Here is a 21,425-nt window from a genome sequence, read left to right as displayed (position 1 = left end):
GACCCGTATCTCCCTAGCTCATTCGAAGCTCGACCGGCCCCAAAGCCGGTACTCATTGACATAGAACCGTGTACTTTTCCGTCCTTGAGGCCATCTTTCTCATTGCTCTCTGGAGCAGCAGAATGAACAGGCTTCAAAAGGTCGTCCCGCACATCTCGATGGGGAGAAGCTGCACATCCCGCCATCATACTCAAACAGACAATGGTCAGCCTGTGAAATCGCAAGGCAGTAACCTTTCAAGATGATAATCCTGCCCGCGGGCGCTCTCAAACCTTCTCAGCGAGCATTTCCCATAGCTGCATCAAAGAGGAAGGCACGTTTTAATGGCTCAGACGCCCTGAGAGACGTTTTGCTGCTTTTCGAAAAGCTTCATAAAAATCCGGGTCAATAGAGATTTCTCCGCCCGAGAAGCCGATGAAGCCGTCTACCATGCCATTTTGTAGAAGGCCTTCAGAATGAACCAACATTCCATCTGGATCTTCCTGACTGCCTGAAGCGGGCGCCCCGTCCTCGACCCTCGATCGAAGTGGCTGCTTCCAGGACTTTTCCCAGTATGCTTCAACTTTTTCGGGATACAGTCGTCCGTCAACTGTATAGCCCTCCATCGGCTTGCCCAAACCGTGCATATAACCGATTTCCACGGCAGTGCCTGGATCCATGTCCGCCGCACGACGGAACGGATCCACACAGAACAGACCTGCATCACACTGATCCATCAATGCTCGGTCAGCGCGGACAAATGCCAGAATGGTCTCCCGTCCTGGCGGCATCAGACGAGCTTCTGCTTGCCCGTCAAACGGAGCAATCCCTTCAAGCCCATACTCCGCACAAATAGCTTTGAGGCGCTCGAATATGGAGAGAGCATCAGGTCGAAAGACGAGATCTCCAGCAAGATAGACGGAAGGAATTTTTGTCTGCATGACCATGGGCCCTACCACGCGTTTTCCGCAGACAAAACCTCTTCTGTTTGCGTTACCAAAATTAATTCACGCATCCTGAATGTTACGAAGCGCTGAATATATCCGACGATACCGGCGATAGGCCGCAGCATATTCATTTTGAAGGCCAGCTTCAGGATCAGTTGCCGAGACACGTTCTGGAGACGTGCAGACGCTCTCTACACTTTCACCTGTTGCCGCAAGACGCGCCAACCTGGCAGCCCCAAATGCGCCACCATGCTCTCCATGTGCCAGGCAATGGAGCCGTAAATCCAACACAGACGCCAGAATGGAAATCCAGAATGGGCTGCGCGAGCCCCCGCCGATAACGTCGGCTTCCTGAATGGAAGATCCTGACACCTTCAGCCCCTCAAGGGCGTCCCGGAAAGAGAATGCCACCCCCTCTAATACTGCCTGCGTCAGCTCAGAACGGCTTGTGTCCTGTGAAAGCCCGATAAATGCCCCTCGAATGGTCCCATCGTTGTAAGGCGTTCTTTCTCCAGACAAATAAGGGGCAAACAAGACGGGAGAAGGGTGGGACGGTTTTTCAGGAAGTTCAGCCAGTAGATCAGCTTCTTTCATCCCACAGGTTCTTGCCCACCAGGCAAGCGAAGCCGCGGCAGACAGAGTGACCCCCATCTGATGCCAGGTCTTGGGAACAGCGTGACAAAACGCATGGACGGCAGACTGATGCTCCGGACGAAATTCGTTGGTCGTCACCCAAACAACACCAGACGTTCCCAGCGAGATAAACGCATCGCCATTGCGGATTGCACCAAGCCCAACAGCTCCCGCAGCATTATCGCCCGCACTGCCGGCAAAGACCGGGGAAGCCACCATTCCCCAACGTTTGGTGAGCTCTTCATTCAGATATCCTGCTGGCGCAGTCCCCTCACGGAGCTCAGGCATGTTGGCACATGTCAGGCCCGTTGCCTTCAAGGCTTCAGGTGACCATTCACGTTTTCCCACATCCAGCCAGAGAGTGCCTGAAGCATCGGACATGTCTTCAATCATCTGACCCGTCATTCTGTAGCGCAGCCATGCCTTTGGAAGAAGAACATGCTGAATACGTTCGAAAATTTCAGGTTCATGCCGAGCAACCCACAGAATTTTTGGAGCGGTAAAGCCAGGCATTGCAACGTTGCCCGTAATCTCTCGACTGCGGGGGAAACGCTCTTCAAAAAGCGCACATTCCGCCTCTGAGCGGGTATCATTCCAAAGAATACACGGGCGCAGAACCTCTCCCGCAGAATCCAGCAAAACTGCACCATGCTGCTGGCCGGAAAGACCAATGCCCCGTATGGCAGAAACAGCTTCTGGAACTCTGGACTTCAAGTGGTCGATGCCACGACAGGTCGCAGTCCACCAGTCTTCCGGAGCCTGTTCGCTCCATCCATCGTATGGCCGACTGACTGTCAGACCCTCTGTATGAGACGCAACTTCCTGTTGGTTCTCGTCCACCAACAAAACCTTGATTCCGGAAGTTCCGACGTCAATTCCCAGAAACATGCCTATGTCCCAAACCAGAGTTTAAAATCCGGAGCTTAGCGCATAGTCTCAAAGAATAGGCAGGGCACAATCTAGTGACCGGTTTCTTGAGTTCGCAACCATAAAAAAGCCACCGGGATTATTCTGCCACAGCAGCCTCGCTGACCTGAAAGGCGTGACATGCAAGATCAGCCAACTCAAGCACAAGGCCGTCTATATCGTTTTTAACCTGTTCAAACCCATGCGAAGGCTGAAGGGTGGCCGGATTCAAATAACGGGATCGGCATATTTCGAGCTGAAGGGCATGAATGCCCTCAGATGGCTGGCCATAATGTCGGGTGATGTAGCCCCCCGCGTAAGGTACATTTCTTCGAACAGCGTATCCTCTGCCTGAAAAATACTGCTCCACACACTCTGTGAGAGCGGGGGAGCATGATTTGCCATGCAGATCACCCAGAACCATGTCGCAGCTTTTCGCCTGATGCAGGCGGGGCATGGAATGAGCCTCTAGAAGAATTACCGACCCAAACTGTTTCTGCATTTCATGCAAAAGTTTCTGAAGGGCCTGATGATAGGGGACCCACGACGCAACCAGGCGCCTTTGAACTTCATCCAATGGCAGGCAGTGCGTATAGATTGGTCGTCCTTGCGTGGCGCAACGCGGAATAACCCCGAAACCTGCACGGACTTTCGAGGTCTGCAGCAGACCAGAGGCGGAAAGGGAAGGTTTGAACATTCCCGAATCCAGTTCACGACAATCCCGATTAACGTCACACCAGATCCGTGGAAATTCGGTTGTCAGCAATGTTCCCCCGATGGATGGAACACATTCGAACAACTGATCGACAAACCTGTCTTCTGTCTGCTGAAGCTCCCACAATGAAAGCCGACTGCTCTCCAGAAAATCCTGAAAATATTTCTGTCCGGAATGCGGAGAAGAAACCACAAGAGGAATGGCCGTTTTCTGAGGCTTTTGAATGATTACAGCAGGATAGGGGGAAGGGTCAGTCATAACCTCAGTGCATTTTTTTTGTTCAAGGGGGTTGTCACCCACATTCGAGACAGCTAAACACCGCCTCACCGGATCGGGGGCGCATAGCTCAGCGGTAGAGCACTACCTTGACATGGTAGGGGTCACAGGTTCAATCCCTGTTGCGCCCACCACCCGATCCGGTCAGATATTCCTTATAAAATCAATAACTTCAATCATTCACTACTTTTCCGTGCTTGATATTGTCCGCTCAGAATTAGAGCACTCCAGAAAATAATCATCGGGCTGAATTTTCGCAAGAATTGAGGCCCAGTCACTCAAAATCTCACCGCAAAATAACAGAGTGATTCAGCGTAAGTCCTTGCTGCGCGCAATTAAACTTCGCTACGCGGAATAATCCAGAAACGGCCCTCCCAGCACATTTTAGCTTTATCTGGCCCAATCAATTATCGGCAACATTCATTTTCAACCGCCCTTTGAGGCGGTTTTTTCATATCTAGGGACTTTATTATATGCACTTTCTCAATCGCATCGCTGCGTTTGGCCTGTCGGGTATGCTGCTCGCTTCGACAGTGGCCTGCTCGACGACGAGCAACAGCACCAGCTTCAACACAGCCGCCCTGAACAAGGATGCTGCGGCCATCGCTTATGCGGTTCAGATCATCGAAACAATGCCGGGTGTAATCAATCACCTGTCCACTGATGACAAGGCCAGGTTCGATAGCCTTGTAGCCCAGATCGAGAGCGTTACCGCCTCGATTGAAGCCAGTTCTGGCGGATCCATTACGGTTGATACCGGGAAAAGCTGGGCAAAATCTCTTGGAGCCGACCTCAATACGCTGCTGACAATCGCGACCCCGATTGTGCAAACCTATTACCCTTCAGCTGCAAACTATATGCAGACCGTCCAGTCCATGGCCCCTCTGGTCGAAATGCTCGCTGGCTTGGTGGCAACTCCGTATGCAGATGCATCAACAGACAATGCTGATTTGATCCGCGCTCGCATTTATCGGGGTATCTAAACCAATATGGAAACCAAAAATTAAGGGAGAGGCGCCTTGGCTATTTACTCCTTACATTTTTGGTTTTTGACGCGATTTGGAAGCCAGAACCCTCTATAAAAGACCTGAGGGAACGGACCCACGATCGAAAGCAAGAACAATTTTCGATCCCAGGTTGCTAATAAGATTTTAAGCCATTGTGACGCTCATGACATTTTTCAGGGCACTTTGCGATTGTTCCCGGATTTCTCAAAATGACGGTTTTCGCTTATCGAGAGGAAACCTGACCATTTAAAGGAACCTCCACGCTGTCGATCAGTGCCAATTTTGACCCATTCGAGGTCTTCCGTGCTTTCTGGGTGCTCCTGAAAGAACTCTACTGGCTCATGCTGTATCTCTATCATCTTTTGACAGGTTTCTCCCCGCAACGTTGATCCCCTCTAACGCGTTGTCGTCAGCCTCCTGCTGCTAGGCTGGCTATATCGTGGAGAGAAATTATGAGGTTCCGTTTTCTTTTGGGGCCTATCCTTTTGGCCTTTGGGCTGACAGCTTGTGCTCACGACCATCACTCTGATCGTGTTGATCGCACTCACTGGCGCCAAGGCGATACACCAGGGCCATATTCCGGATACAAGCACAATAACTGGACCGCACCCGGCAGGTAGTCCAACGTCTCAGTTTTGTCGCCAAGCCATCCTGACGGGACTTGCACGATAAGACATTAGATCGCGACCATGGCCTTCAGTTCCTCCTCCGTTACTTGTCACATGGTGGATAATGCGCGGAGGAGGGGCGTAAGTAGTATGGCTTACAATTGATGGCGGGAAGTTTCTGGGGGGGGTCGTTTTCGCCTGCAGGAAATTTCTGGAGATCTTAGCTGGGATTTGTTCATCAAACTGCGGCACGATAACCTGCAGACCTGAGCCTGTCATGACCACCTGAGGCAGGAAGTCTGGCGGCCTGTAAAGGTCATTTTTCCCATTCCAGACCGCCATGACGTGCTCTTCATATTCCGCGCCCAAAGCAGGCGTTAAAGAGTGATAAGCAGCCGTTGCCGCACTCCAGCCACGCAATTGCGTGAAAAGATTTTTTAGAAAAAAAGCCCCATATCTGACATTGGTGAGGGGGTCGAAAGCCTCTTCTAACGAAAGAAATGCTTTCGGGTGATGATGAAGATTGACCTGCATGCAACCAACATCAATCGATGTGATACCGGCACTCTGAAATGCCTCGACCGCAGCAACAGCCTCGACTTTTGAAGGATAAAAATATCCTTTTCCGGCAGCATTCACAGTCCATGGCCAAGCGACCGTCCGGCCCGATAAAGGGTCACGACGACCACTCTCTACACGGCTGATAGCCGCCAAAAGACCATTCGGAATACCAGCCTGTGGCTCTGCAATAGACACGGCCTCGCTACATGCCCGCGCCATATCCCAGTCATTGGCGCCTGCCGATGAGGTGGCAACACTTATGCAGAATAGAAAAAACAGAAGCTTCCCGGTCATACCAACCTTATGACCGGGAAAAATGAATAAACGCTTACTGAATACCGGTCGTTTCGCGCATCATCGGCGCACAGACCTTCTCAAGCCACTCCTGCACATCAGGCTCAGCAACCGGTCCTACGCGCGTCAAAACCTCTGCGTGATACGCATTAAGCCATTCGAGTTCAGCATCATCCAGTAGCGTCACATCAATGAGCGCTCGATCAATCGGCGTGTAGCTCAGGATTTCAAACTCGAGAAATACGCCCTTCGCCCCTTGATAGGAGGAAGGCTTAACAAGCATCAGATTTTCAATCCGGATGCCATAAGCCCCCGGCTCGTAATACCCTGGCTCATTGGAGACAATCATACCTGCTTCCAAGGCAGTTGGACGCGGCGCAGGTGAAATGTTCTGCGGGCCTTCATGCACGGACAGATAACTGCCAATGCCATGTCCGGTCCCATGATCATAATCCAGTCCAACCTGCCAAAGAGCAGCACGCGCCAGAACATCCAGACGATGCCCTGTGGTCCCCGGGGGGAAACGCACGCGCGACAGCGCAATATTTCCCTTCAGAACACGCGTGAACGCCTCTTTGACGTCCTGAGGAGCTGACTCCGGCCCAACCCAGAGCGTCCGTGTGATGTCAGTCGTCCCGAACGGATACTGTCCACCACTATCAATCAGATAAACGCTATTGGCCGGAAGCACGCGATCCTTGCCGACTTCTGCACGATAATGCGGATATGCCCCATTCGGTCCCGAGGCCGAAATCGCATCAAAACTCTGTTCCCGATAGTCGGCAGAGCGTTGGCGGAACATCCCAAGACGCTCAACAAGATCCGTCTCCCGTTCTCCCGCAGCAGATATCGAAACGGAATGGAGGAAACGTGCCATCGCAATACCATCGCGCTGATGCGCCTGACGTGCACCATCCTGTTCGGTCAGGTTTTTGACAGCCTTGGGTAGCGTGCAGGGATCATTCCCATCCACCACCGAAGCGCCAGCGGTTTTCAGGGTCGTTTCGAACCAAACTGGCGTCGTCACAGGATCAAGCCGCACGACCTTGCCACTCAGCGCTACGAGGCGTTTTTCCAGTGTACTCGGTGCCTGAACAGCGACCTCTTCATCGAGCGCTGTAGCCAGATCGTCTTCAAGGCGGGCAGGGTCCACAAACAGCTCTGCCCGACCATCAGCATGCAGCAGGCCATATCCATGGGCCACAGGCGTTAGCGGGACATCACTACCGCGAATATTCAGGAGCCAGGCGACGGACGTGCAGTCCGCCAGCACCACAGCATCCTGTCCAGCTTTCCGTAACCCGGCAGCGAGGCGCTGGCGCTTACTTGAACTTGTTTCCCCCGCCAGTTCTACACCGTGATTAATAACGGCATTAGCCGGCGCAGCAGGGCGGTCGAGCCATGCCTGATCAATTGGGTTAAATGCCAGCGGCACCAGTTCAACCCCGGGAGCACTCCAGGATGCCAGCATGGAACGGCTGACCAGTTTGGGGTCGTATCCAACGCGCACACCCTGCGCATTTTCTTCCAGCCAGTCGGACGCAGGCTCCATGCTTACATGTCGCCGCTCCCAGAGATCATGGGGAACCTGTTCCTCCATCTGAACGGTATATCGTCCATCCGAGAAGACGGCAGCAGCGTCCTGAAGAATGACCGCGAGGCCTGCGCTCCCCGTAAAGCCGGTCAGCCAGGCCAGACGGTCAGAGCAGGGGGCAACATATTCCCCAAGATATTCATCCCCCCGCGGGATGATGAAACCTGCAACGCCCAGCGCCTCACACGCCTTGCGAACAAGGGTAGGGCGCTCTTTGAGCGGAATGGAGGAAAGGGTCATGGAAAGTCCTTTTCCGGTTTGGAAACAGCCTCAAGGCAAAGCGTCATGAACAAAAGATCCAGCCAACGGCCACCCTTTCGTCCAACCTGAGGCAAAATACCGTTATTTTGAAAGCCTAACCGATGATGCAGCGCAATGGAGGCCTCGTTGCCAGCCGTGATCCCGGCCACCATTACGTGAAATCCGGCCCATTTTGCGTGCTGGATCAACTGATTTAGCAAAAGCCTGCCTAGTCCGCGTCCCTGGCACTCGGATGAAACATATACGGAGTGTTCGACCGTGCCAGCGTAGCCTTCGAAAGCCCGGAACGGCCCATAGGATGCGTACCCGCAGACCACGCCATCTCCATCAACAGCCACGAAAACCGGAAAATTCTGAGCCTGTCGATCAGCAACCCATTTTCGACGCTGCTCCATCGTGAACGGCGTGCTGATCCAGAGTGCATTGGTATGCTCGATGGCATCGTTCGTAATCCGCAGAATTGCGGGAAGGTCGGCCTCCTGAACCTCGCGGATTACGACAGACATCTTAGCCTCTTTTACGCAGAATCAGGGTCGCCCAGTCGCCTTCACGCAACAGACGCTCCAGAACAAGGCCCTGACGGCGATGCGCAGCTAAGACCATATTGGCCTGTGTGTATAACAGCCCAGCAAGAATAGCCGTGCCGTTCGGTGCAAGATTAATGGCGAGAGACTGCGCCATCCGGCAGAGGGGACGCGCCAGGATATTTGCAAACACGAGATCATACGGCGCCTTGACGCGCACCTGAGCCGTGTTCCAGCCATTTCCGAAGCGACAGTCCAGCAGGTTACCCTGTCCGTTCAGACGGGCATTGGCTTTAGCTGTCCGCACAGACCATGGCTCAATATCGACAGCCAGAACTGGGCGATGCAGTAGCTTCGCCGCAGCCATTGCCAGAATACCCGAGCCACACCCCATATCCAGAATATGATGAGGTTTGCGGTACGCCACCATTTCCAGTGCGCGCAGGCATCCCCGCGTTGATCCGTGTTCACCCGACCCAAAGGCAATACCGGCATCAAGAGTAATGGTCAGGCGCGAGCGGTCAGGCTCGCCATGCAAATGAGTCCCTCGAATGGCAAACCGCTTGCCAACGTCCTGCTGCGGGAAGGATTCATAGGTCCGGGCCAGCCAACCTTCGGCTTCTGTTGCCTCACGAAGCAGTTCTGCCTCACAGCCCGTCAGAAGACGCGCAACGGACAACGCACTGTCAAGCTCGTCTTCCTTGTAGCCAGTGTCTTTGACACCTTCGATGCGCCAGTATTTCTGCGCATCATCAGCCTCAAAAATCCCGACAGTCTCACAAACACACATCAGAGCCTGTTCGAAAAGAGGAACAAATTCCTCCTCCACCGTAATGGACAAGGTTTCAAGCGCACTGGCATGGCGTCGGCCAATGCTGCGGGGTGCCATCACGATCTGATCTCCACGAAATTTGCCATGACGCGCTTGATGCCGCCATTTTCAAAGTTGATTTCCAGTCGGCTGCCATCCACCGCAATCACGGTGCCTTCGCCAAACTTCTGATGAAAAACCGTCGCGCCAACCGGAACATTCGCCTGCGGCTGCACGTCCGTAACGCGCGGACGAGGGGTCTGAGCCCCCCCTGAAGAACGACGCGTACTCGTAAACGGGCCGGATGCAAACATGGAAGGCGCTGCCGCAGCCTGCCTCCGGCTCTCAAGAGACTGCCCGCTCGTCTGAACGTATTCGGACGGAATTTCCTCAATAAACCGGCTCGGCATCGAGGCTTGCCAGTTCGCATAAATGCGGCGGCTGGCCGCATGAACAACGATCGCCCGAAGCCTTGCCCGTGTCAGCCCGACATAAGCCAGACGCCGTTCTTCCTCCAGCGCCCGGTTGCCGCCTTCGTCCAGGGACCGCTGAGACGGGAAAACCCCTTCCTCCCAACCGGGCAGGAACACCGTATCGAACTCCAGTCCTTTGGAGCCGTGCAACGTCATGAGGCTAACTTTGTCGTCACTCGTCTCGCTTTCCGTATCCATGACAAGCGCGACATGCTCCAGAAAACCTTCGAGCGTCGCAAACTCGCCAATCGCCCGCAAAAGCTCACGGATGTTATCAAGCCGGCCCGGAGCTTCCACAGAGCGGTCATCACGCCACATTTGCAGATAGCCGCTGTCTTCCAGAAGCTGCTCAACAGCCACCACCTGGCCTTCTGTCTCAAGCGTCGCTTTCGCACGCTGAAACGCTTCCATCAGACTGGTCAGGGCCTCTTTGGACTTCCCCTTGAGCGCACCTTGTTCAATCTGCGTCAGAACACCAGCAGTTAACGGGCCGGGCAGGGTACGCGCTACACCATGTAGCTTCTGCACAGCCACAGCCCCTACGCCACGCTTCGGAACATTAATGATCCGTTCGAACGCCAGATCGTCCGAAGGCTGCGACAGAACGCGCATGTAAGCCAGACAGTCCCGGATTTCCGAGCGTTCATAAAACCGCAGACCGCCAACAATCCGATAGGGTATGCCTATCGTCATCAGGCGCTCTTCAAATGGCCGCGTCTGGAAGCCAGCACGCATCAGGATGGCCATTTCAGACAGCGGATGACCATCGGCATGAAGGCGTTCAATCGCGCCACCAACAATCCGGGCTTCCTCATCGGAATCCCGAACCCCGATGATCTGGACCTTCTCGCCCTGCGCATCCTCACGGCCGGGACGGAGCGTTTTGCCTAACCGTCCTTCATTGTGAGCAATCAATCCCGCCGCCGCCGCCAGGATTTGCGCCGTCGAACGATAATTCTGTTCCAGCCGCACAACAGCGGCACCGGGAAAATCCTTCTCAAACCGGAGAATATTTTCAACTTCGGCACCGCGCCAGGAGTAGATCGACTGATCGTCATCCCCCACACAGGCAATGTTGGATGGACCCTGCTCGCGCTTTGCCAGCAAACGCAACCACAGATACTGGATCGTGTTGGTATCCTGATACTCGTCCACCAGAATATAGCGGAAGATCCGATGATACTGCGCCAGCACATTCGGCTGGGACCGCAGGATCTCCACCATGTGCAGCATCAGATCGCCGAAATCGCAGGTATTCAGTTCGCGCAGCCGCTGCTGGTAGCCGCGATAGATGGCTAAGGCCTGCCCATTGGCAAAATCCGTATCTTCGGCAGGCGTCACGCGATCCGGCGTCAGGCCACGATCTTTCCAACGCTGGATAATGCCCATGAGCTGATTAGGCGGCCAGCGCTTCGTATCCAGCCGGAAGGGTTCCATAATCTGCTTCAACAAACGAAGCTGATCATCCGTATCCAGGATATTGAACCCGCTCGTCAGGCCCACATACTCCGCATGACGCCGCAGCATCCGCGCGCAGATGGCGTGGAATGTGCCAAGCCAGAGCCCTTCGGCAGGCTCCCCCAGAAGAGCACCAACACGCTCGCGCATTTCACGCGCAGCCTTGTTGGTGAACGTCACGGCCAGAATCTGACTGGGGTAGGCCCGTCCGGTCAGAAGAAGATGGGCAAAGCGCGTCGTCAACACGCGCGTCTTTCCCGTTCCTGCACCGGCAAGAATCAGCAACGGGCCTTCGGTTGTCTCGATGGCACGTCTCTGCTCCGGGTTCAGGCGGGAGAGATACTCGGGGGTGGGGATGAGAGGGTCTTGCGGCACACTCCCGATATAGAGTGTGATGGCCCTATGGCCAACACATCATCTCCCCGGATCACTCTGACACGCGGCATCGGACCACAAGGCCATCGAGCCAGAATGCGAACCCGCGTCCTGACCAACGGCGCAGAAACCTTGGCAGATTACGAAATTCTGGAAATGCTGCTGTTCTTGGGCATCGCGCGCAAGGATACCAAGCCGCTCGCAAAAGGGCTCATCAGCCACTTCGGAAGCCTGATCGACGTTTTCCGCGCATCCACACAGGACTTGAGAAGCGCAGGCCTCAACGACGACACCATTCGTGCACTGAGACTGCCGGCCGTCGCGGCTGAACGACTGGCATCTGCCGAACACCGCGAACGACCCGTTTTGGGGGATTGGCCTCAGCTGATGAAATATCTTGAGACCGCCTTGGCAGGAGCCATCCGCGGGCAATTCCGTCTCTTTTACCTGGACAATCGCAATCGTCTTCTATCCGACGAAGCAGCTCCGGAACTCGAAGATATTACCTTGCTAAATCGCGCTATCGCCATCCGCGCACTTGCCTTGCACGCCACCGCCATCATCGGACTTCATGTTCAGCCAGCTTTAAAGCCAGTCGCGCTTTCAACCGCTGCTCGAACGCTGGAAACCGCACTTAGGCCACTTTCGATTGTTCTGCATGATATTCTCTTGGAGGTGCCCGACACCCCGGTTCGCAGCTTTCGACAGGAAGGCTTGCTATAAGGCCATAGGAACGTTGGGTTCTGTGACCTCTGCCGTGTGAAGGCAGTGGTCACAGAACTCATATCGGAATACCCCAACACCATATTCTGTGGCTTGATAACAACACTTGGGAAATGCCACAAAAACACATGGACGATATGCTGGCAGCCGAAGACGGATTTTCTGAAGTTCTGAATAGCTCTCTGCTTCAGACCATAAAATCCGCGGCCATGACCACTCAGCGATCAACCGAGTTACCCGAGCCTTCAAGGGCATTGCTGAGCGGACGAGGTCGTCATCTGGACGACGATATTCTTCTCAGAATGGTCGTCACTCTTTTCACCGGCGACGAAGCAAAAGCAGAGACTTTAAGCCCCTTATTGCTTGAACGATTTGGATCGCTGGCGGGCATTCTGGCAGCCACAAACAGGGAATTGGCCAGCATAAAGGATATGGGATCACACATGGTCCCGATGATCCGGGTTCTGCATGAGGCTGCACTTCGTTATAATCGTGAGCGGCTACCAAAAATTGATCTTCTCGATAGCGAGCAGAAACTTCTGGACTATCTGACAGCCAGACTTGCGCGAGAAAATATCGAGCAATTCCGTATTCTTTTTCTCAACGAGAAAAACAGCCTGATCACGGATGAGGCTCAGGCGCGCGGTACGGTCAACCACACCCCTGTCTACCCAAGAGAAGTTGCCCGCCGCGCGGTCGAAATTGAAGCCACATCACTTATTCTGGTTCACAATCACCCAAGCGGCGATCCGACACCTTCACAGGCCGACATCCAGATGACCCAGCAGGTTCAGGCCGCACTGGATGTTGTGGGCGTCCAGCTCACGGATCACCTCATCATCGGCAATGGAAAACATACCAGCTTCCAGAAGCTTGGCCTGATCTAGCCCAAACCGCTCTCAGCCCCTTGGAGGTAATAACCCCTCAAGGGCCAGTTCACCCGGCAATGCGCCACGTGGAAAGAGCGTGTTGACGTGCCCCATCTTCCGGCCTGGTCGTGCCTCGTGCTTGCCGTAGAGATGCAGTGATGCACCGTCCGTGGCCAGTATGGCAGGAACCCGCGCCATATCTTCCGGCCCGACAAGATTATGCATGACAGCGTCCGAATGACGTCGCGCAGGTGGAAGGGGAAGCCCTGCCACAGCCCGAATATGCATTTCAAACTGATCGATCAGACAGGCATCCATCGTCCAATGCCCTGAATTGTGGGGCCGGGGAGCAATTTCATTGACCAGTAACTGACCATCAGCAGCATGGAACATTTCCACTCCCATAATGCCGACCAGTTCAAGATCCGTCGCAATGCGTGTTGCGATGGCCTGAGCGTGCTCTGCGAGATCCGGCATAATAGGTGCGGGAGCCAAGGTGATGTCCAGGATGCCATCGCGGTGGCGGTTTTCCACTGCATCGAAACACCGTACCGTTCCGTCAATTCCGCGAACAACCATCACACTCAGCTCACGCTGAAAGTCGATCATTTTTTCCGCAACAAGCGGGTACGGCAAGTTCGTCAACGCAGAAAGTGCTTCAGCACTTTCAACTCGAAACTGCCCTTTCCCGTCATAACCAAAACGGGTCGTTTTCAGGATGAGAGGAAAACCCAGTTCTTCCAGTGCAGAGAGATCCGCCGGCCCGGATACCGCTTTCCACGGCGCCAGTTCCACGCCAGCCTGAGCCAGCCGGGTCTTTTCCAGAACCCGATCCTGACTGATCCTGAGGATCTCGCCACCAGGACGGACGGGACGACGTTTTTCGAGCAGTGACAGACCATCAACACTGATATTTTCGAATTCGAAAGTAACAACGTCACAACGAGCAGCAAAATCTTCCAACGCTATTGGATCATTGTAAGACCCAACTGTCGCAGAAGCTGAAACTTCGATAGCAGGGCTCGTGGCCGCCGGATTCAGGATATGAACACGATAACCAAGCTTGGCAGCCGCCATTGCTGACATGCGTCCCAACTGGCCGCCACCAATAATCCCGATTGTACTTCCAGGTGCAAAAACCTGATTATTCTGAACCGTCATTCGACAGGAATGTCCGCAACAGCTGCCGTCTGAGTACCGCGCCACGCATCAAGACGTGCAGCCAGCTCCGCATCGGCCAAAGAGAGGATGGAAGCCGCCAACAGGCCAGCATTCTTGGCCCCAGCCTTGCCAATCGCCAGCGTTCCAACAGGCACGCCACCTGGCATCTGTACGATAGACAGCAGGCTATCCTGTCCCTTCAGGGCATGACTTTCCACCGGAACGCCGAGAACGGGAAGGGACGTCCATGCCGCGCACATGCCGGGCAGATGGGCAGCACCACCCGCGCCCGCGATAACGACATGCAATCCACGGCTGCGAGCCGTACGCGCATAGTCCGCAAGACGATCTGGCGTCCGGTGAGCCGAGACAATCCGACGTTCATGGGCAATCCCCAGTTCGTCCAGAATGTCACAGGCATGCCGCATGGTTTCCCAGTCAGACTGGCTCCCCATGATGACACCAACGCGCACAGCGTCTTCTGCTTGAATGGTCTCGCTCGGAGAAAGGATCTGGCTCATCAGGCAATGTTATCCGGAATCAGACGGGTCTCGATCCAGGAAATCTCGTCTTTTAGCTGCAGCTTGCGCTTTTTAAGGCGCAGGATCTGGAGCTGATTGAGGGGATGGTCCACCAGGCGCTCAATAACCGTATCAAGATCGCGATGCTCGCTCCGGAGTTCGTGGAGGCGGCGGAGCATGGCATTGTTATCGGTCATCATTGCTATCGGTCCCGGAACTCTGTCACGGCATGATGACGAACAGAATTCATTCCGTCCATCGTCATGAATCCATATCACGGCTGAGGCGGCCTAAACCAGTCAGGCCCGCACCAATAAAAAAAGGATGCAGCTTCGTGAAAAGCTACATCCTTGATCTCAGCTCAGTGAGCGCTGTCTTCATGAGCGTCGTAGGCACTCACCACAGGAAGGGTCTGACCTTCACGAGCAAGACGGTCGTTGGCAGCTGAGACCGCTGCGTTCAGATCCATCTGAGTGCAAAGACCGAGAATGACCGGATCGCGCGGCTTGATGTTCGCGCTATTCCAATGCTGGCGGTCACGCACCTTGATGATGGTGTCCTTCGTCGTGCCCAGAAGCTTTACGATCTGAGCTTCCGTCAGATGCGGAAACTGACGAAGAACAAACGCAATGGCATCAGGTCGGTCATTGCGCTTTGCAACAGGCGTATAACGCGCGCCCTTGGCACGACGCTTCACCGGACTGCCAGATGACAGGATCTTCAGCTTGGAGTCCGGGTTCGCTTCGCAGCGCTTGATCTCGGCGTCAGACAGCTGATGATTTTTGACCGGATCGTAACCGTTGATTCCGGCTGCAACTTCACCATCAGCAATTGCCTGAACTTCAAGCGGATGCATGCCACAGAATTCAGCAATTTGAGTAAAGGTCAGGCCGGTTTTCTCGATTAGCCAGACGGCCGTGGCCTTGGGCATCAAAGGCAGGGTCATGTCAGTGCGTTCCTTTTGGGGCGCTAAGGGGCCGGCGAGAGCGCAGGCACCGATTGGCGTACCCGGAGAGGAACGAAAGGCCGCTCGGGATATGATCGCGGCACCTGCTGGATGCACGGCGATAATGAGAAACGGTATGGGGCACCATCACACATCTGGTCAAGGTCGAAACGGCAGGGCAAATCCAAAAACCGCCCTGCCGATCCTCCGTCATGCAGCGTGCTGCGTGCCAGCGTATGTGGATGCCGCTACGTTCTGATGACCAGGAACGCCATTCCCTGTAACAATCGGAATACGGCGCGGCCGGACAGCTTCAGGAACAACCTGCCGCACTACGATGGTCAACAAACCATTCTGAAGCTCGGCCTGATCAATTTCTGTGTGATCGGCAAGCACGAAGCGCCGCTCAAAAGCTCTCGTCGCGATACCGCGATGAAGCCACTCACGATCCCGAGTATTTTCTGGAACGCTTCCACGAATGACGAGCGTATTGTCTTCCTGAAGAACCTCAACATCATCCGGGCCAAAACCGGCAAGAGCCATGGTCAGGGCGTAGTCTGTTTCGGCAGTTTTTTCGATATTGTAGGGGGGGTAGCTCGGCATAGCCTGAGCATTGGCAGCGTTGCCAGCCATACGGGCAAGGCGATCAAAGCCAATTGCGCTGCGGAACAGCGGCGTAAAATCGTATGTCATGAAAACCTCCTCAAGGCAGGGTTCATCTGATGCAATCCCCAATTGGCAGACTGCGCTTGGTTTACCGGCCATGACCCCGAAGGCATCATGACCGATATTCCAGATGGTACCTGTCCTGCGCCCCTTCAAGAGGGGAGCGTGGAGGCAGACAAGCTTACTTGCGGGTACCGATACCAGCGAAGCGCTTGTTGAACTTGGCAACCTGGCCTCCGGTGTCGAGCATACGCTGCACGCCAGTCCAGGCCGGATGGGACTTCGGGTCAACGTCGAGACGCAGCGTAGCACCCGGCTGACCATAGCAGGAGCGGGTCTTGTACTCGGTGCCATCGGTCATGATGACGTTGATTTCGTGGTAGTCGGGATGAATGCCGGATTTCATGAATTCTCTACTCCAGGAAAAAAGCTCCGATACCGACCGGAGCGAATCATGAGGCGCGTATAACGGAAACCGCTCAAGGATGAAAGCACACTTTACGGGATCGCATGAGTCCGTTTATCCCTTGGGCGATGCAGGTAGCGCTTTTCCGGCCTGCAACCGCAGTGATGCGGGTTCCCCCAAGAGAGGTTCGAAATATGAGCGAAACGAAACATGCCCTGCATACTCCGGGCTGGCTGAGCGACTTCCAGAAATTCATTATGCGCGGAAACGTGCTGGATCTCGCCGTCGGTGTCATCATCGGTGCGGCCTTCACCACGATTGTGAACAGCGCCGTCAAAGATGTCCTGACGCCTTTCATCGGCCTCCTGACAGGTGGTGTGGATTTCTCTAACCTCTTCATCACCCTGAAAGGTCCGGTCAAGGATACGCTTGCAGAAGCACAGAAGGCCGGTGCGGTTACCGTCAATCTGGGTGTTTTCCTGAATGCTGTCATTCAGTTCCTGATCGTGGCATTCTTCATCTTCTGGGTTGTGCGCCTCATCGGCAAGCTTCACCGCAAGGAAGAGGCTGCACCAGCAGCGCCACCGGCACCGACCAAGGAAGAAGTTCTCCTGACAGAGATCCGCGACATTCTGGCCACCAAGGCTTCCTGATGTCACGGCAGGCTCCTTTCGGAGCAACCTTCACCCGCAAACTGACAGGTTTTGTTTTGGTGGGGAGCCTGCTCTGTGGATGCGTGGCACGTCCTTTCGAAGGCGTGCCCCCATCTCCGAATGCCAGACTTTATGCGTATCTGATTGCCCACGGCATGGCACGAGGGGCGTTAATGAGGGGAAAAGTTACCCCTCAGAATGTTCAAAAGCTCATAAGCCTCGACCATGATGCTCAAAAAGCAGTTCTAAACGCTACAAGGCTTCAGACATCATCGGATAATCGTCAGGCAGACGCCGCAATCGCAGCACTTCTGACCAGCTTTGATAGCTAGGCATTCCGCCTCAAAGCACAAAAAAACCGGCTCAGTTAGAGCCGGTTTTTTTGTGCCTGATAAAGACTTCAGAGCCTCATTCCGTATCGGAGGAAGGAGTTTTCCGAAGTCGCTTTTCACCCATCAAGAGCAGCAGGGGAGCAGCGATGAAAATGGAAGACGATGTGCCAACAACGATACCGAACAGCATGACCGTAGCGAACCCGGTCAGCGTGCTGCCACCAAACAAAGCCAGCGGTAGGGCCGCCAGAAAGACGGTCATGGAGGTGCCGAGCGTACGATTCAGGGTCTCATTGATGGAGAGATCCAGAAGTTCGCGCAGCGGCATTGTACGGTATTTGCGAAGATTTTCACGGATACGATCATAAACAACCACCTTGTCGTTGGTGGAATATCCGAGGATCGTCAGCAACGCGGCAACCATCACCAGATCAAACTCAAAACGCGTAATAGCGAGGAAGCCCACGGTTTTCGTCAGATCCAGAATAAGCGTCACCACAGCACTAATGGCGAACTCACGCTCAAAGCGGATCCAGATGTAAGCCAGAATCATGGCCAGACTGAAACCGAGTGCCAAGAGGCCATCCCGGAAAAGCTCGGAAGATACCGACGCACCCACAGCATCAGCCCGCAGAACCTGCGTACCGGGTTCAGCCGCTGAAATGGCGGTCTTTACACCATCGACAAGCTTCTGTGTCTGCGCTTCACGATCCGCACCATCCGGCGCATTGATCGAGATGCGGACATCCCGCGGAGAACCGAAGGCCTGAACAGCATCCGGATGAATGCCGGCCTTTTCCAAAGCAGAGCGCAGCTTGCCAAAATCTGCGGCTCCCGGCGTCTGGGCTTCGACGATGATACCACCCCGGAAATCGAGGCCGAGTTTCAGGCCCGGCTCGAAAAACAGAATGACAGAAGCAATGGAGAGAACCGCCGAAACGATAAGCCCCATATGACGGCCGCGCATGAAGTTGATGCGCCGATCGTCACGGACAAAACGGAGAAGGGGACGTGACAGCATGACGTTCAGACCGGCAGTTCTTTGGGACGGGCAAGGGCATACCACCGCACGACAAGGAAGCGTGACAGCAGCAGGGTCGTGAAGAGGGTCGTCACGATGCCGATGGTAATCGTCAGGGCGAAGTTCCGCACGGGACCCGTGCCGAACACGAACAGCATGACATGCGCGAGAAACGCCGTCGCATTACTGTCAACGATTGTGCTGGTTGCGCGCTCGAAGCCAGCCTGCAGCGCCTGAAGCGGCGCACGCCCGCGCTTCACTTCTTCTCGGATACGCTCATTGATGAGGATGTTGGCATCCACAGCCATACCAAGCGTCAGCAGCATACCCGCCATACCTGGCAGCGTCAGTGTCGCTTGGAAAAGAGACAGGATTGCGACCATCAGGATCAGGTTGGCGAACAGCGCAATATCCGCATACAGGCCGAAGCGACCGTAGAAGAGCACCATGAACACCACGACCAGGACAAATCCGGCCGCAAGGCTGAGAATGCCAGCATGGATGGACGCAGCGCCAAGGCTCGGACCAATCGTGCGCTGCTCGATAACAGCCAACGGAGCGGGCAGAGCACCAGCACGCAGCAGAAGCGCAAGATCGGACGCACTGTGGGCATCAAAGCCACCTGTGATCTGACCACTCCCTGCCGTAATCGGATTAATAATGTTCGGCGCTTCGATAACCTTGTTATCAAGCACGATCGCAAACCGCTTACCCACATTAGCGCGGGTCGTATTGGCAAAAGCCGTTGCACCAGCGCTATTGAGTTGGAACGTCACGGCCCAGCCACCGCTCTGCTGATCGATCACCGCACCTGCGTTCGTCAGATCCGTGCCGTCAACATCCACATGGTCCTGTACGGCAACCTGAGAATGGGTGCTGATGTCTTCCAGCATCGCCGAACCGGGGCTGGCCACACTGGGGTTTGGCGCCAGCAGACGGAACGTCAGACGGGCAGTTGTTCCCAGAAGAGTCTTGATCCGCTCAGGATCACTGACACCTGGCAATTCCACGACAATCCGGTCATCACCTTCACGGGCGATACTTGGATCAATAGCACCCGTCGCATCAATACGGCGGCGAACGATCTCAATGGACTGGGCAACAGCGTCCCGGGCACGCGCCAACATGGCATCATGCTGAAGCGTTAGAACGATGCGCCCATTGGCCTCAGCAACATGGAATTCATCAGGCACAACGACAGGAAGATCCTGCATCGTCTTCAGGGCAACAGCGCGCTCCGCATCGGAACGTGGCTCAAAGCTCAGGCTGGCCGTCTGATCATCCTTCTGGAAGTCACGGTAACCGAGAGATTTGTCCAGAAGGGTCTGACGTGCCTGATCCTGCAAGGATTGCAGGCGGTCATGTTCTAGGGACTTCAGATCAAGCTGAAGCAGCAGGTATGAGCCACCACGGAGATCAAGGCCAAGGTGAATCTGCCGCCAGGGCAGGGACGGCGTGGGGGCACGCATGAAATTGGGCAGACACAGCAGGAGGCCGATCAGGCAAACGCCTGCGACGCCCAGCAGTCTGAGCCGGCTATAATACATCATAACGGGTCGAGATGTCCTCGGCGGGTTTGGACGGTTCGAGTTTCTTGCGCGGGACCATGCCGCTTCCGCAATGCCGATGCAACCTTTCACCAACATTCCGCCCCTGACGGCTTTGCGAAGCCGTGATGGACTGGTAATCCTGTCACCCATGAACACTCGGCGACAGCTTCGGGTCGGCATCGTCGGTGCCGGTCACTTCGGGCGATTTCACGCCCTCAAATCAGCCGCAAATTCGGCTGAAAATCTGGTGGCGCTTTTCGACCCTGATCCGGCACGTGCAGCCACAGTCGCTCGTGAGGCACGTTGTGCCGTTGCAGAAACTTACGAGACCCTGCTAAATTCGGTTGAGGCTGTGATCATTGCGGCTCCAGCCGAGCATCATTTCCGACTTGCCAGCAAAGCCCTTAACGCGGACCGTCATGTTCTCGTTGAAAAGCCGATCGCAGCCACTTTGGAGGAAGCTCGCAATCTGGCGGATCTTGCATCCCAGACGGGCAAAGTTCTTCAGGTGGGCCATCTGCTGCGCTACTCCGCAGAGCACAGAGCAATCACAGAGCGCATCGACAAGCCGCTCTATATCGAAGCCACACGCATCGCGCCTTTCAAGCCGAGAGGGACAGATGTGTCTGTCATTCTGGACCTGATGATCCATGACCTGGATCTGGTTCTTGCAATTGTAGACAGCCCGATTACGGACATCGATGCTATTGGCGCAGCCGTTTCAAGCGAACACGAAGACATCGCGAATGCGCGGGTCCGATTTGAGAACGGATGCGTCGCCACAATCACGGCGAGCAGAATTTCCCTTAAAACAGAACGCCGTATGAGACTTTTCTCACAGGAAGGCTACCTGTCAGCAGACTTCATGGAGCGTAAACTCAGCTTCATTGGCAGAGAACGTGGCCTCCCTCTACCGGGAACTGGAGGCTTCAAACGTGAAGCCATCAGCTGGCATGACCACGACAACCTTGCGGTAGAGCACGAAGCTTTTGCTGAATCATGCCTTAACGGCGCACCAGTGCTGGTTGATGCCCAAGCAGGGATCAGGGCACTTGATGCGGCAATCCGCGTCACTGAAAGCATCCATGCGTCTCGCAAGGCCATGGAGCTCTCAGGCCTTATTCCGGTAGCAGATAAGGCCTGAGAACCTTATGT

General features: G+C 54.9%; 22 protein-coding genes and 1 tRNA gene. 7 read left to right on the top strand and 16 right to left on the bottom strand.

All coding sequences use genetic code 11. The features are described 5' to 3' along the window. Positions 1 to 320: 320 nt before the first annotated feature. From KP702_RS08210 to KP702_RS08200, 3 genes are all read right to left on the bottom strand, one after another. Positions 321 to 920 carry a nucleoside 2-deoxyribosyltransferase gene (locus KP702_RS08210; protein ID WP_202207504.1) on the bottom strand — a complete coding sequence of 200 codons (600 nt, stop codon included), beginning with the start codon at positions 918 to 920 and terminating at the stop codon, positions 321 to 323. A 66-nt stretch (positions 921 to 986) separates the two neighbouring features. Beyond that, positions 987 to 2,447 (bottom strand): xylulokinase, encoded by a 1,461-nt coding sequence (gene xylB, locus KP702_RS08205; RefSeq protein ID WP_202207503.1) that lies wholly within the window; start codon positions 2,445 to 2,447, stop codon positions 987 to 989. Between the two features lie 118 nt (positions 2,448 to 2,565). Then, positions 2,566 to 3,438 carry an N-formylglutamate amidohydrolase gene (locus tag KP702_RS08200; protein ID WP_215768753.1) on the bottom strand — a complete coding sequence of 291 codons (873 nt, stop codon included), beginning with the start codon at positions 3,436 to 3,438 and terminating at the stop codon, positions 2,566 to 2,568. Between the two features lie 77 nt (positions 3,439 to 3,515). Here KP702_RS08200 and KP702_RS08195 point away from each other — a divergent pair. Together KP702_RS08195 and KP702_RS08190 are read left to right on the top strand one after the other, a co-directional pair. After that, positions 3,516 to 3,590 (top strand) — tRNA-Val (locus KP702_RS08195). A gap of 339 nt (positions 3,591 to 3,929) precedes the next feature. Then, the gene (locus KP702_RS08190; protein WP_215768752.1) at positions 3,930 to 4,439 is read left to right on the top strand and encodes a hypothetical protein; all 510 of its coding nucleotides are present in this window, start codon (positions 3,930 to 3,932) and stop codon (positions 4,437 to 4,439) included. 653 nt (positions 4,440 to 5,092) lie between these two features. On the opposite strand, the gene KP702_RS08185 is transcribed toward KP702_RS08190, so the two are convergent. The 5 genes from KP702_RS08185 to KP702_RS08165 form a co-directional block, all read right to left on the bottom strand. Next, positions 5,093 to 5,851: a transglycosylase SLT domain-containing protein gene (locus KP702_RS08185; protein WP_252348625.1), complete on the bottom strand. Its 759-nt coding sequence runs from the start codon at positions 5,849 to 5,851 to the stop codon at positions 5,093 to 5,095. 109 nt (positions 5,852 to 5,960) lie between these two features. After that, positions 5,961 to 7,760: an aminopeptidase P family protein gene (locus KP702_RS08180; RefSeq protein WP_215768750.1), complete on the bottom strand. Its 1,800-nt coding sequence runs from the start codon at positions 7,758 to 7,760 to the stop codon at positions 5,961 to 5,963. Beyond that, entirely contained in the window at positions 7,757 to 8,287 is a 531-nt protein-coding gene (locus KP702_RS08175) for a GNAT family N-acetyltransferase (protein WP_215768749.1), read from the bottom strand. The genes KP702_RS08180 and KP702_RS08175 overlap by 4 nt, the downstream gene beginning before the upstream one ends. Before the next feature lies 1 nt (position 8,288). Beyond that, the gene (locus KP702_RS08170; protein WP_202207609.1) at positions 8,289 to 9,194 is read right to left on the bottom strand and encodes a 50S ribosomal protein L11 methyltransferase; all 906 of its coding nucleotides are present in this window, start codon (positions 9,192 to 9,194) and stop codon (positions 8,289 to 8,291) included. Then, positions 9,194 to 11,422, bottom strand: coding sequence for an ATP-dependent helicase (locus KP702_RS08165; protein ID WP_202207435.1), 2,229 nt, complete (start codon positions 11,420 to 11,422; stop codon positions 9,194 to 9,196). The genes KP702_RS08170 and KP702_RS08165 overlap by 1 nt, the downstream gene beginning before the upstream one ends. 27 nt (positions 11,423 to 11,449) lie before the next feature. Here KP702_RS08165 and KP702_RS08160 point away from each other — a divergent pair, with 27 nt between their 5' ends. Together KP702_RS08160 and radC are read left to right on the top strand one after the other, a co-directional pair. Continuing rightward, positions 11,450 to 12,145 (top strand): RadC family protein, encoded by a 696-nt coding sequence (locus KP702_RS08160; protein WP_202207434.1) that lies wholly within the window; start codon positions 11,450 to 11,452, stop codon positions 12,143 to 12,145. 128 nt (positions 12,146 to 12,273) lie between these two features. Next, the gene (gene radC / locus KP702_RS08155) at positions 12,274 to 13,032 is read left to right on the top strand and encodes a RadC family protein (RefSeq protein ID WP_202207608.1); all 759 of its coding nucleotides are present in this window, start codon (positions 12,274 to 12,276) and stop codon (positions 13,030 to 13,032) included. A 12-nt stretch (positions 13,033 to 13,044) separates the two neighbouring features. On the opposite strand, the gene KP702_RS08150 is transcribed toward radC, so the two are convergent. From KP702_RS08150 to rpmE, 6 genes are all read right to left on the bottom strand, one after another. Further along, positions 13,045 to 14,175: a 5-(carboxyamino)imidazole ribonucleotide synthase gene (locus KP702_RS08150; protein ID WP_202207433.1), complete on the bottom strand. Its 1,131-nt coding sequence runs from the start codon at positions 14,173 to 14,175 to the stop codon at positions 13,045 to 13,047. Continuing rightward, complete coding sequence (gene purE / locus KP702_RS08145; RefSeq protein ID WP_202207432.1) at positions 14,172 to 14,696, bottom strand: 5-(carboxyamino)imidazole ribonucleotide mutase; 525 nt, start codon at positions 14,694 to 14,696, stop codon at positions 14,172 to 14,174. The genes KP702_RS08150 and purE overlap by 4 nt, the downstream gene beginning before the upstream one ends. Continuing rightward, positions 14,696 to 14,896, bottom strand: a complete 201-nt coding sequence (locus tag KP702_RS08140) for a YdcH family protein (protein ID WP_046901537.1) — start codon at positions 14,894 to 14,896, stop codon at positions 14,696 to 14,698. Before KP702_RS08140 ends, purE begins: the two co-directional genes overlap by 1 nt. Positions 14,897 to 15,057: 161 nt before the next feature. Continuing rightward, positions 15,058 to 15,642 carry a DUF1013 domain-containing protein gene (locus tag KP702_RS08135; protein WP_046901536.1) on the bottom strand — a complete coding sequence of 195 codons (585 nt, stop codon included), beginning with the start codon at positions 15,640 to 15,642 and terminating at the stop codon, positions 15,058 to 15,060. Positions 15,643 to 15,852: 210 nt separating this feature from the next. Further along, positions 15,853 to 16,335, bottom strand: a complete 483-nt coding sequence (locus tag KP702_RS08130; RefSeq protein ID WP_167386140.1) for an Hsp20 family protein — start codon at positions 16,333 to 16,335, stop codon at positions 15,853 to 15,855. Between the two features lie 154 nt (positions 16,336 to 16,489). Continuing rightward, positions 16,490 to 16,714 carry a 50S ribosomal protein L31 gene (rpmE, locus tag KP702_RS08125; RefSeq protein ID WP_046901535.1) on the bottom strand — a complete coding sequence of 75 codons (225 nt, stop codon included), beginning with the start codon at positions 16,712 to 16,714 and terminating at the stop codon, positions 16,490 to 16,492. A gap of 194 nt (positions 16,715 to 16,908) precedes the next feature. On the opposite strand from rpmE, the gene mscL reads away from it, so the two are divergent. Both mscL and KP702_RS08115 read left to right on the top strand, forming a co-directional pair. Continuing rightward, complete coding sequence (gene mscL / locus KP702_RS08120) at positions 16,909 to 17,367, top strand: large-conductance mechanosensitive channel protein MscL (protein ID WP_099212467.1); 459 nt, start codon at positions 16,909 to 16,911, stop codon at positions 17,365 to 17,367. Then, positions 17,367 to 17,699, top strand: coding sequence for a hypothetical protein (locus KP702_RS08115; RefSeq protein ID WP_202207431.1), 333 nt, complete (start codon positions 17,367 to 17,369; stop codon positions 17,697 to 17,699). Before mscL ends, KP702_RS08115 begins: the two co-directional genes overlap by 1 nt. Positions 17,700 to 17,775: 76 nt before the next feature. Here the strand turns inward: KP702_RS08115 and secF are convergent, their stop codons facing one another. Further along, positions 17,776 to 18,720, bottom strand: coding sequence for a protein translocase subunit SecF (secF, locus tag KP702_RS08110; RefSeq protein ID WP_202207430.1), 945 nt, complete (start codon positions 18,718 to 18,720; stop codon positions 17,776 to 17,778). Between the two features lie 5 nt (positions 18,721 to 18,725). Then, positions 18,726 to 20,267: a protein translocase subunit SecD gene (gene secD, locus KP702_RS08105; protein WP_202207607.1), complete on the bottom strand. Its 1,542-nt coding sequence runs from the start codon at positions 20,265 to 20,267 to the stop codon at positions 18,726 to 18,728. A 151-nt stretch (positions 20,268 to 20,418) separates the two neighbouring features. On the opposite strand from secD, the gene KP702_RS08100 reads away from it, so the two are divergent. After that, the gene (locus KP702_RS08100) at positions 20,419 to 21,414 is read left to right on the top strand and encodes a Gfo/Idh/MocA family protein (protein ID WP_202207606.1); all 996 of its coding nucleotides are present in this window, start codon (positions 20,419 to 20,421) and stop codon (positions 21,412 to 21,414) included. Positions 21,415 to 21,425 lie beyond the last annotated feature (11 nt).

Origin of the sequence: Gluconobacter sp. P5B12 (genome assembly GCF_018812035.1) — a bacterium.
Classification (GTDB): domain Bacteria; phylum Pseudomonadota; class Alphaproteobacteria; order Acetobacterales; family Acetobacteraceae; genus Gluconobacter.
This window is presented reverse-complemented; position numbering and strand designations above follow the sequence as displayed.

Bases quoted from the DNA above. Each gene is read 5' to 3' on its own strand.
- KP702_RS08210 (WP_202207504.1), bottom strand. From the start codon at position 920: ATGCAGACAAAAATTCCTTCCGTCTATCTTGCTGGAGATCTCGTCTTT.
- xylB (WP_202207503.1), bottom strand. From the start codon at position 2,447: ATGTTTCTGGGAATTGACGTCGGAACTTCCGGAATCAAGGTTTTGTTG.
- KP702_RS08200 (WP_215768753.1), bottom strand. From the start codon at position 3,438: ATGACTGACCCTTCCCCCTATCCTGCTGTAATCATTCAAAAGCCTCAG.
- KP702_RS08190 (WP_215768752.1), top strand. From the start codon at position 3,930: ATGCACTTTCTCAATCGCATCGCTGCGTTTGGCCTGTCGGGTATGCTG.
- KP702_RS08185 (WP_252348625.1), bottom strand. From the start codon at position 5,851: ATGGCGCGGGCATGTAGCGAGGCCGTGTCTATTGCAGAGCCACAGGCT.
- KP702_RS08180 (WP_215768750.1), bottom strand. From the start codon at position 7,760: ATGACCCTTTCCTCCATTCCGCTCAAAGAGCGCCCTACCCTTGTTCGC.
- KP702_RS08175 (WP_215768749.1), bottom strand. From the start codon at position 8,287: ATGTCTGTCGTAATCCGCGAGGTTCAGGAGGCCGACCTTCCCGCAATT.
- KP702_RS08170 (WP_202207609.1), bottom strand. From the start codon at position 9,194: ATGGCACCCCGCAGCATTGGCCGACGCCATGCCAGTGCGCTTGAAACC.
- KP702_RS08160 (WP_202207434.1), top strand. From the start codon at position 11,450: ATGGCCAACACATCATCTCCCCGGATCACTCTGACACGCGGCATCGGA.
- radC (WP_202207608.1), top strand. From the start codon at position 12,274: ATGGACGATATGCTGGCAGCCGAAGACGGATTTTCTGAAGTTCTGAAT.
- KP702_RS08150 (WP_202207433.1), bottom strand. From the start codon at position 14,175: ATGACGGTTCAGAATAATCAGGTTTTTGCACCTGGAAGTACAATCGGG.
- purE (WP_202207432.1), bottom strand. From the start codon at position 14,696: ATGAGCCAGATCCTTTCTCCGAGCGAGACCATTCAAGCAGAAGACGCT.
- KP702_RS08140 (WP_046901537.1), bottom strand. From the start codon at position 14,896: ATGATGACCGATAACAATGCCATGCTCCGCCGCCTCCACGAACTCCGG.
- KP702_RS08135 (WP_046901536.1), bottom strand. From the start codon at position 15,642: ATGACCCTGCCTTTGATGCCCAAGGCCACGGCCGTCTGGCTAATCGAG.
- KP702_RS08130 (WP_167386140.1), bottom strand. From the start codon at position 16,335: ATGACATACGATTTTACGCCGCTGTTCCGCAGCGCAATTGGCTTTGAT.
- rpmE (WP_046901535.1), bottom strand. From the start codon at position 16,714: ATGAAATCCGGCATTCATCCCGACTACCACGAAATCAACGTCATCATG.
- mscL (WP_099212467.1), top strand. From the start codon at position 16,909: ATGAGCGAAACGAAACATGCCCTGCATACTCCGGGCTGGCTGAGCGAC.
- KP702_RS08115 (WP_202207431.1), top strand. From the start codon at position 17,367: ATGTCACGGCAGGCTCCTTTCGGAGCAACCTTCACCCGCAAACTGACA.
- secF (WP_202207430.1), bottom strand. From the start codon at position 18,720: ATGCTGTCACGTCCCCTTCTCCGTTTTGTCCGTGACGATCGGCGCATC.
- secD (WP_202207607.1), bottom strand. From the start codon at position 20,267: ATGTATTATAGCCGGCTCAGACTGCTGGGCGTCGCAGGCGTTTGCCTG.
- KP702_RS08100 (WP_202207606.1), top strand. From the start codon at position 20,419: ATGAACACTCGGCGACAGCTTCGGGTCGGCATCGTCGGTGCCGGTCAC.